Source organism: Mycobacterium sp. NGS33 (assembly GCF_059812885.1).
This window is the reverse complement of sequence record NZ_JCALDN010000008.1, coordinates 159,793-168,916: the sequence shown is the minus strand read 5'-3', so window position 1 is coordinate 168,916 and position 9,124 is coordinate 159,793. Positions and strand designations below refer to the sequence as shown.

Genomic DNA, 9,124 nt, shown 5'->3' with positions numbered 1-9,124 from the left:
GATGCAGGCACCAGTACGCACAGTTATCGGCGAACCGAGAGGAATGAGAAATGAACGTCAGTGACCTGATCGCGGAGCTACAGAAGTTCCCTGAACTATCCACCGTTTTCGTCCAGTGCGCCGATGGCGAGATACGGCGAATCGACTCTACGCACGAGATTTGGGTCGAATCACCAACCGGCATCACTGGTCCGTACACCGAGATTCCAGAGGATGCGCCCGGTCCTGCGTTCGACTCGGCCACCGTCGATTACGGCGTGCTGATCTACGCCTGACTTAACGTAAGGCTGAGCCTATCAGCTAGCTGCTACCCCTAGCTGGGACTCTACATGTAACTGCCACTGACTCGGGCTTGTCACCGTCAAGGTGACGCCCGCGTCGGTGAGCATCTTCCTCTTCTCTTCTACCGTGGCCGTAGGCCACACCTCTCCGTAGGTCCGGTCGCTATCGACCTCGACCCACCCAGCCCGTACGACGGGCATCTTCTCTAAGGCTCCTCGCTTAGCGAGTAGAGCCGTCATCTGCTGGCGGTACGTCAGCTCATCTTCGGGCGCGGTGAACAACCCCAGAGCCCGGTCTTCCCTTAACGATTCGATAGTCCTCTTGGTCTGCTCCAGCTCGGCTGAGTTGTCCGACCCCGGCTGCCACACGCGGGATCTGATCCTGCGGCCGGTGTGCGTCTCCAGGAAGCTCTGCTCCACCAGCTCCTCGGCGTTTTCCGCTCGGATCGACACCTTCGGGCACTTGCAGACGTAGTACCGGTACTTCTCGTGCTTGGACTTCTGCCACATCGACCTGCCGCACACAGCGCACTTCACCACCCCGAGAAGGGGATTCACCGAGTGCCTACGAGCTCGGGGCTCGCCGGCACGCTGCTCCAGCTCCGACTGCAACCTGCCCCACGTCTCAGCGTCGAACGACGCCGGCCCCACCAGAACAGGCTCGCCTTCAGCGTCGAGGATCACTTTGCCTTTGTACGTTTTGATCCCCTGCGTCAGCGGGTTGCTCAGAAGCTTCCTGAGCTTGTCGACGTGCCACCGAGATCCTCTGGCGGGGTTACCAGCCCTCACCCTCTCCCAGTCCTGCGGGCTGAGGACGTTCTCGGAATTTAATCGAGCCACAATCGACGTGAGCGAACTTCCAGCGAGAAACTGGGTCGCTATACCGGAGAGGATCTTTTGTGCCTCTACGTCGAAACCAAGGGCCTTTCCCTTACCTGACGGGTGCGGGACGGTCTGAAACCCGAAGGGGGCGTGCCCCCACCCCCAGCGGTCGGTGTCCCGCAGGTAGGTAACCCGGTCTCGTGCCCGTTGCACAAACCTCTGTCCCTCGATCTCCGCGAAGACGGAGGCGAGGATCAAGAACACCTTGGACATAGCCCCGGCGAATGCGTCCTTCGCATCCTCCGGGTTGTAGTAGTCCAGCTTTATGCCGTCGTCCACCAGGACGAGAATCTTCTTATGGTTGCGGCACCATTCAGCTAGTTTGACGCAGTCCGCTGCCGACCTAAAAACGCGGTCGGTTTTAGCGAAGACCAGAGCGTCCCACTCATCTGCTTTATCCAGCCAGTCTTTCAGGTCGGGCCTCTGCCACGGGGACATCTTGATGGCTGACACATCGAGGTCCTCGAACACGCCTACGACGTCCCACCCGAGGGACTCGGCGTAGGCTTGTCCCTTACCTCTCTGGGTGATGTGCGAGGTCTTCTCCTCGCCTTGAACACGCGATACGCGAGCACCTACAACAGCGCGGATAGCCATTCGTAGGAGTGTACCCTAGTACTTGTACTGCGCGACGGCGATCTTGCCCTTCTCGTCGACGACGAAGGTGGAGCGGATGACGCCCGTGACCGTCTTGCCGTACATCTGCTTCTCGCCGTAGGCGCCATAGGCCGTCAGGACCTTGCGGTCGGGATCGGACAGCAGCGGGAACGTCAGCTTCTCGGTGTCGCGGAACTTGGCCAGCTTCTCGGGCTTGTCGGGGGAGATGCCGATGACGTCGAGGCCGGCCCCGTTCAGCTCGGCCAGGCTGTCGCGAAAGTCGCACGCCTGCTTGGTGCATCCCGGTGTCGAGGCGGCCGGGTAGAAGTACACGACCACGCGTCTTCCCTTGTAGTCGGCCAGCGAGACCTTGTTGCCGTCGGCGTCGGGCAGGCTGAAGGAGGGCGCTTTGTCGCCCGGTGCAAGCCGCGTGGTCTCGGTCAAGGTGGGGCCCTTTCTGTTCACCGGAGCGTCGGGGTTACCGCCAGCTGATCTAGGGTAGTTCGGGCAGGTGCATGAGCCGGATAGCGGGCGACTTGGAGGACACAGTGGCGGACCGGGACCCCGAAGCCATCAAGCAGGACATCGACGTCGCCCGTGACCAGCTGGCGGCCACCGTCGACTCGCTTGCCGAGCGGGCCAATCCTCGGCGCCTCGCCGACGACCTGAAGGTTCGGGTGATCGGATTCGTGCAGAAGCCCGTGGTGCTGGCGTCGCTGGCGGGGGTGGGGGCCCTCGTCGTGGTAGTGGCGGTGCGGCGCGTCAGGAATCGGTGACGCGCCCGGACTTGGACGTACACCGGAATGTCGTCGGCCCAGGGCTGATTGGTGGCCATGTCGTCGACGTCGCAGTAGCCGCGTTCGAACTCGCCCGTCGCCGCGTCGACCAACCGGTATTCCTGCCGCTGTTGGTGGATGGGCTGAGCGTCGAGGATCACCACCCGCACCTCGCCCGGCTCGAACCCGCACCGTTGCTGCAGTGCCTCGATCAGGCACTCGTTGTGCATGTGCCCGTCGCCGAAGTTCCAGCCCAGCACCATTGAGCACAGGACTTCGCCCTCACACAGGTTGTAGTCGTCCTCGTCGTAGTCGGCCATGGCCCGGTGCGCCAGCGTGAGCAGCGCGCGTCCGTGGGTGTTCATGCCCCGGAACGCCAGGGCCAGGTGCAGCGGGATCAGGGTCTCCTCTTTGCTGCCGTACAACCGCTCGAGCTGCAGGTGCTGCATCGGGCCCAGAGCGCGCGAGCCGACGCGGAACTTCTCGTCGGCCGACGGCCGCACGCACCACAGGGTGGTATCCCAGTTGCCGGCGTAGTAGCGCATGCCGGGCAGGAAGGAGACCTTGCGCGGGTAGAGGTTCCCGACGACGACCGTGCCGGCCATCACCGCGAACAGGACCGCGATCGGCAGCGGGTGGGCGATGTCGGACAGCCCCAGGCGCGCGTGCGCGACGAACAGCCACAGCACCCCGAAGATCATGAAGACGTTCCACTCCAGCGGCACGCCCATCGGGAAGGCCAGCAGGATGTTGAGGTGGAACACGATCATGACGAACGCCGCGATGGCCGTCGGCCAACCGCCGTGTGAGAACAGGAGCACCAGCGGTACCAGACCCTCGACCGCGGTCGAGAAGTGCGCGATGAAGCCCGCCAGCGCGCTGGGCCGCAGGTCGTCGGGGTGGTGTTTGAACATCGACCGCTTGAGCGGCCCCGAGGGGATGAACGGGTTGTTCGCCAGCATGGTCGAGATCACGAACGGGAAGTGCCGGTTGAGTTTGGAGGTCGCCGCGCCCAGCCAGATCACCATGAACACGACCTTGGCGCCGACAATTGTGTCTGCCCCGGCGAACAGGAACGCCAGTGCCAGCGGCGCATACACCTCGCTGCGCGCGGCCAGGAAGATCACCTTGTCGCGCAGGCTGAGCACGGCCAGGACCGCCAGGATCGCGACGGTCCGCCACCGCGGCAGCACACCGATCGTGGTGCCCAGGCCGGGAATCGGCCCGCCGCCGTCGGATAACAGCGCGGTCACCAGCAGCAACAGCAGCATCCCGTAGAGCAGCGCGTCCAGCGGGGTCCGGGTGCTGCCCCTGGTGAACGGCACCCGGTCGGGCCACGGCGGCAACCGGATGGTGCCGGGCCGCAGCCAGTACAGGATCGACCCCATCGGGGGGAAGTAGCGCCCGGCGAGCGGCCCGAAGCAGCAACCGAGGCCCACAACCTCGAACAGCATCGTGTAGAGCACGGCCTTCTGGAAGACGATCGGCTCCGGCCACCACGCGCCGACCGCTGTGAAGCCGCCGATGCCGGAGGTCGACCACGCGAAGAGCCAGCCGCCGAGGATGTAGAGCGCGATCTTCACGCCGTACATCACGTGCATCACCAGCGGGGTGCCGAAGCCGTGCTCGGCGATGTGGCGTGCCATCGGCACGATCCGTTCGGCGCGTGAGCGGGTGGTCCACTCGGCCATGTCGACGACGGGCAGGTTGGGCCGGATGAACCCCATTGCAGCTCCTTCGACGCGGCATGTCCCAAGGGGCCTGTCGGCGCTGTCGGCGCCAACCGGTGCCAGCAAGAAATTACCTGTCGGAGGGGCTGTTGCGGCGGGATACGACGCCAAAATTCGGGGCGGCGCCGCGCGAGGGTAGTCGGGGCTACTCCCAGCCGGGCGGGTCGTTCTCGGCCATGTAGGCCTCCCACGCTGCGCGCCGCACGGCCCGGGTGTGCAGGTCTTGACAGATCGCCTGCGCCTCGGCGGCGCTGCCGGCCCGGCCCAGGTCGTGGTGCACGAAGCCGTCATCGACCCGTTCGGCGCGGAAGCCGCCCGTCGAGACCAGATGGACCCGGTACTCGCTGCGGTCGTCGATGTTGGCATGGAAGTGGCCCTCGAACGGCTCGACCCACTTCAGCTCAGTTTTCACACGAGCCCTCTGAAAAATCCCACCGCAGCGATGCTAGGACCCGCAGGGTTACTGGGAAAGGGATTGCCCGGAGATCGCTACCCATCGGGTCAACCCCCTGAAGTGCGGAAGCCACCAAATAACGAACTATTCGGTGAGCTGGTGCGCCGTCAGGGTTTCGAACCCCGGACCCGCTGATTAAGAGTCAGCTGCTCTACCAACTGAGCTAACGGCGCTTGTGCTCGGCCGAGACCGCGTAGGCGACAATAACAGGCGTCCCGCCGTCCCGTGAAATCCCGACCGCGTCCCAGAATAGCCGCTCGGCCGCCAGTGAACCCCTTGTGTCGGAGCACTCCAGCTCGGCGGGCGCACCAGCGGCGCGTGAGGGCGGGCCAGAGGTGCGGCGGAGCCGCCGCCACGGGTGATCCGCCCGCGCGAGACACGTCACCCGCAACGACTCCGAAACAGTCTGCGCCGCAACCTGATCGTGGCCCCACGGCTATCAGAAGAGCGTGCCGCAGTAAGGCACCCGGTCGGCGGCGAACATGGCGTCCAGCGTGCGCAGCGTGCCCGGCTTCAGCTCGGTGATGCGGTTCGCCCGGTGAAGTTCCGATGGGCGGTGCGCCCCCATGAAGATGGTCCCAAGATCACCGAGGCTGATCTGGACGTCCGCGGGCCCGTCGTGCGGGGTGCACTCGCCGACACCATCGCGTGTCTGCAGCCGGAAGTGTCCACCGGCGACCGTGAGCGGGTCCGTGATGTCCAGGACGACGTCGGCGTCGGCCGAATAGCCGCGGGCGCCGAGTGCGACGGGCACGTTCATGATTCGCAGCCACAGGAAATCGCTCATGCCTACCGTTTTCGCGGCGAGCTGGTCTTTGAGTTTGAGTGGGAGCGGGTCATCGACGGGGACCTCCATCACGATGTTGTCAAACGTTTTGGAGCCCACCAGAGTCGCCAGCAGTTCGTCGTGGGCTTCATTCGTGACCGCGCAGAAATCTTGGACGATCACGCTGCCGAATGGCCGCCGATAGGCGTGCGGCGACGCTCCCTCGACGCGGTAGGTCGCAAAACCGTCCGGATGAACGATGAAATTGAGCGTCGATCCGTTGTCCCGCTGGGTGATCCTGTCTTCCAGGATGTCGTCCCACCACGCATCATCTCGGCTCAGCGCACCCGGAGTGATGGCGCGCCACCGCTCGTAGAGCGGGGGCAGCAGGCGTGCCGCCTGGGATGCGTCGACCTCACGAGCCCGATTTCGGTCGGGTTTGGTGCGCAGCTGGGTGAAACGCGGCTCGATGTCGTAGGTCCTGGCATAGCTGGCCACTCCGGCTCCAAGGATTTCGTAAACCGTTGGCTGGGTGGGAACGCCGCAAAGAATGGGATAACCACGCTCCTGCAGTATTGCGAAGCCCTGGATGCTGAGCTGTTGCCAGATTCCTTGTCCCTGATGCGTCGCCGCGACTGCGATCATCGACAGCCAGGCGGCGTCGAGACTGGCGCCCCCTGGCACGGTGAGCCGCAGTGGGTAGTAAAGGGAAGTTCCGACCAGGTGCGGATTTTCCGGATCGGACATGTCTTCGGCGATCAGGATGTCTTGCAGGTTGACCCGCCGCGTCCAGGCTGCGACGTCATGCGGGTCCACGGCAATCCCATATGCGCGCGCCTGGTTCTCGTAGACGGCCTGCCAGTCCTTCTCGGTCGGATGCTTGACCCTGATGGCGTTCTTTGTTGTATTCATCGCTCATCCAATTCGTTACTGGCCCAGCTGAATTCGCGATTTGCACGCCGAATCCAACAAAGCTCGTTTACTGGAATGCCGCCCTTCTTCGGTACCCGAGTCTGGGGTGGTGAAACGTCGCAACGACGATGGTGACGCCGCCGACAAGCCGTCATAGTAGGGGCAGGGGTGTAAGGCAGATCACCGGTGTGACGGAATCATTTGCGCCAACGCGGCCGTCTTACTGTTGCATAAGGCACGCGTGCGTCTCCGACGCATCGGTGGAAATGACGGCCGGAAGGGCGTCAAACGGGCCCTGTATGGGTATAGAGCTAGGCCGGAGGCGCCGGAAAAGAAAGGACGCCAGTGCTGCGAGGAATTGCTCGAATTGCCATCGCGGCGCCCAGACGCATCATCGCGGCCGCCGTTTTCGTCCTGGTGCTCTGCGGGATCTTCGGGATTCCGGTGGTCAACAGGCTGTCGGCCGGCGGCTTCCAGGACCCGACCTCGGAATCGGCGCGGGCGACCGAACTGCTCAGGGACAAGTTCGGTCAAACCGACCAGAAGATGCTCATCGCGCTGACCGCGCCCGCGGGTGCCCGCAGCGACAAGGCGCGCCAGGTGGCCACCGACATCGTCGACCACCTGAAACGATCGCCGTGGGTCATCGACGTTTCTTCGGCGTGGACCTCGCCCCCCCAGACCGCGGCGCAGCTGGTCAGCAAGGACGACAAGTCCGGGATGATCGTGGCCGACCTGCGAGGCGGGGAGAACAAGGCCCAGGAGTACGCCAGCACGCTCATGCGTGAGGTGGTCCACGACCGGGATGGCGTCACCGTTCGCGCCGGTGGGATGGCTGTGGCGTACGCGCAGATCAATCAGCAGAACCAGCGCGACCTGATGCTGATGGAGTCGATCGCGATTCCGTTGAGCTTCGCGGTGCTGGTGTGGGTGCTTGGCGGTGTGGTGGCAGCGACGCTGCCAATCGTGTTGGGCGCGTTGGCCATCGTCGGCACCATGTCGGTGCTGCGGCTGATCACCTACGTCACCGACGTGTCGACGTATGCGCTGGACCTGAGCATCGCGATGGGCCTGGCCCTGGCGATCGACTACAACCTGCTGATCATCACCCGCTATCGCGAGGAGCTGGCCCGAACCGACGATCGGGACCAGGCGTTGTTTCGGACCATGGCCACCGCCGGCCGGACCGTGCTGTTCTCGGCCACAACCGTCGGGCTGTCGATGGCGGTGATGGCCCTGTTCCCGATGTATTTCCTCAAGTCGTCGGCCTACACGATCGTGGTCACCGCGATCATCGTGGCCCTCGCCGCCGTCGTGGTGACGCCGGCCGCGATCGTGCTGCTGGGGCCGCGGTTGGACTCATTGAACGCCCGTCGGGTGATGCATCGCGTGCTGCACGGGCAGCGGCCGTTCCGCGATCACGCGCACCAGCCCCTCGAGACACAGTTCTGGTACCGGTCGACGCGCTACGTGTTGCGCCACGCCATGTCGGTCGGTCTGAGTGTCGTGGTGTTGCTGTTGTTGCTCGGTGCGCCGTTTCTCGGGGTGAAGTGGGGCTTCCCTGACGAACGGGTGCTGCCCAAAGGGGCATCCGCGCGCCAGGTTGCCGACATGCTGGACAACGATTTCGCCAACGGGCTAGGCAGCGGGGTGTCCGTCGTCGTCCCCGACGCCCGCGGCATGGCCCCCGCCGACCTGGAGCGCTACGCCGCCGAACTGTCCCGGGTGGCCGACGTCTCCGCGGTCAGCGCGCCGGCCGGCACGTTCGTGGGCGGGAAACGGGTGGCGCCGCCCGCCGAGGCCACCGGCATGGCCAACGGCGCCGCGTTTCTGACGGTGTCGAGCACCGCGCCGCTGTATTCGAAGGCCTCCAACACCCAACTCGACCGACTGCATCAGGTCGCTGGGCCGGCCGGCCACTCGGTGCTGCTGACCGGTCTTGCGCAGATCAACCGCGACAGTGTCGACGCCATCACCAAGCGATTGCCGCTAGTGTTCGGGCTGATCGCCCTGATCACCTTTGCCCTGCTCTTCCTGCTGACCGGCAGCGCCGTGCTGCCGCTGCAGGCGCTGGTGTGCAACGTGCTGTCACTGACCGCGGCCTTCGGCGCGATGGTGTGGATCTTCCAAGACGGCCACCTGGGCGCGCTGGGCACCACACCCAACGGGACGTTGAACGCCAACATCCCAGTGTTGTTGTTCTGCATCGCCTTTGGGCTGGCCATGGATTACGAGGTATTCCTGGTCTCGCGCATCCACGAATACTGGCTGGCCTCGCAGGCCATCCGGGAGACGTCGCCGACGGCGGCCGAGGCACGCGCCGCCACCGACGAGAGCACCGCGCTGGGTATCGCCGGGATCGGCCGGGTGGTCACCACCGCCGCCGTGGTGATGTCGATCTCCTTCGCCGCCTTGATCCCCGCGCACGTGTCGTTCATGCGCATGCTGGGCCTGGGCCTCACGCTCGGCGTGCTCGTCGATGCCACCCTGGTCCGAATGGTCTTGGTGCCGGCCTTTATTCACCTGCTGGGCCGCTGGACCTGGTGGGCCCCACGGCCGTTGGTGTGGCTGCGGGAGCGGTCCGCAACCGGTGAAGAGGGCGAGGTCGCGGTGGGGCGGGGCCGCTGGGCCCGCGACGCTCCGAACGGGGGCCGGTCATTGACCAGACGGTGGGCCGACAGGGCCGCCGCCGAGCGCACCTGACCCGCGAACATGCGTTGCGCACC

Annotated in this window: 7 protein-coding genes, 1 tRNA gene and 1 pseudogene; 3 read left to right on the top strand and 6 right to left on the bottom strand. The window is 65.0% G+C overall.

The features are described 5' to 3' along the window. Positions 1 to 50: 50 nt before the first annotated feature. Entirely contained in the window at positions 51 to 275 is a 225-nt protein-coding gene (locus AC5Y5B_RS15760; protein WP_500005870.1) for a hypothetical protein, read from the top strand. Between the two features lie 21 nt (positions 276 to 296). Here the strand turns inward: AC5Y5B_RS15760 and AC5Y5B_RS15755 are convergent, their stop codons facing one another. Then, positions 297 to 1,760, bottom strand: a complete 1,464-nt coding sequence (locus AC5Y5B_RS15755; RefSeq protein WP_500005868.1) for a recombinase family protein — start codon at positions 1,758 to 1,760, stop codon at positions 297 to 299. 15 nt (positions 1,761 to 1,775) lie between these two features. Further along, positions 1,776 to 2,204: a thioredoxin-dependent thiol peroxidase gene (bcp, locus tag AC5Y5B_RS15750; RefSeq protein WP_500005866.1), complete on the bottom strand. Its 429-nt coding sequence runs from the start codon at positions 2,202 to 2,204 to the stop codon at positions 1,776 to 1,778. A 104-nt stretch (positions 2,205 to 2,308) separates the two neighbouring features. Here bcp and AC5Y5B_RS15745 point away from each other — a divergent pair, with 104 nt between their 5' ends. Then, entirely contained in the window at positions 2,309 to 2,536 is a 228-nt protein-coding gene (locus tag AC5Y5B_RS15745; RefSeq protein ID WP_007774063.1) for a DUF3618 domain-containing protein, read from the top strand. Here the strand turns inward: AC5Y5B_RS15745 and AC5Y5B_RS15740 are convergent. The 4 genes and pseudogenes from AC5Y5B_RS15740 to AC5Y5B_RS15725 form a co-directional block, all read right to left on the bottom strand. Then, positions 2,523 to 4,263: pseudogene (locus AC5Y5B_RS15740) on the bottom strand (DUF3556 domain-containing protein). The gene AC5Y5B_RS15745 and the pseudogene AC5Y5B_RS15740 overlap by 14 nt on opposite strands. 148 nt (positions 4,264 to 4,411) lie before the next feature. Beyond that, the gene (locus AC5Y5B_RS15735; protein WP_112631759.1) at positions 4,412 to 4,678 is read right to left on the bottom strand and encodes a hypothetical protein; all 267 of its coding nucleotides are present in this window, start codon (positions 4,676 to 4,678) and stop codon (positions 4,412 to 4,414) included. Between the two features lie 139 nt (positions 4,679 to 4,817). After that, a tRNA-Lys gene (locus AC5Y5B_RS15730) sits at positions 4,818 to 4,893 on the bottom strand. A 266-nt stretch (positions 4,894 to 5,159) separates the two neighbouring features. Further along, the gene (locus AC5Y5B_RS15725; protein ID WP_112631758.1) at positions 5,160 to 6,398 is read right to left on the bottom strand and encodes a GNAT family N-acetyltransferase; all 1,239 of its coding nucleotides are present in this window, start codon (positions 6,396 to 6,398) and stop codon (positions 5,160 to 5,162) included. A 345-nt stretch (positions 6,399 to 6,743) separates the two neighbouring features. On the opposite strand from AC5Y5B_RS15725, the gene AC5Y5B_RS15720 reads away from it, so the two are divergent. Continuing rightward, complete coding sequence (locus AC5Y5B_RS15720; protein ID WP_500005864.1) at positions 6,744 to 9,101, top strand: MMPL family transporter; 2,358 nt, start codon at positions 6,744 to 6,746, stop codon at positions 9,099 to 9,101. The last annotated feature ends 23 nt before the right edge of the window (positions 9,102 to 9,124 follow it).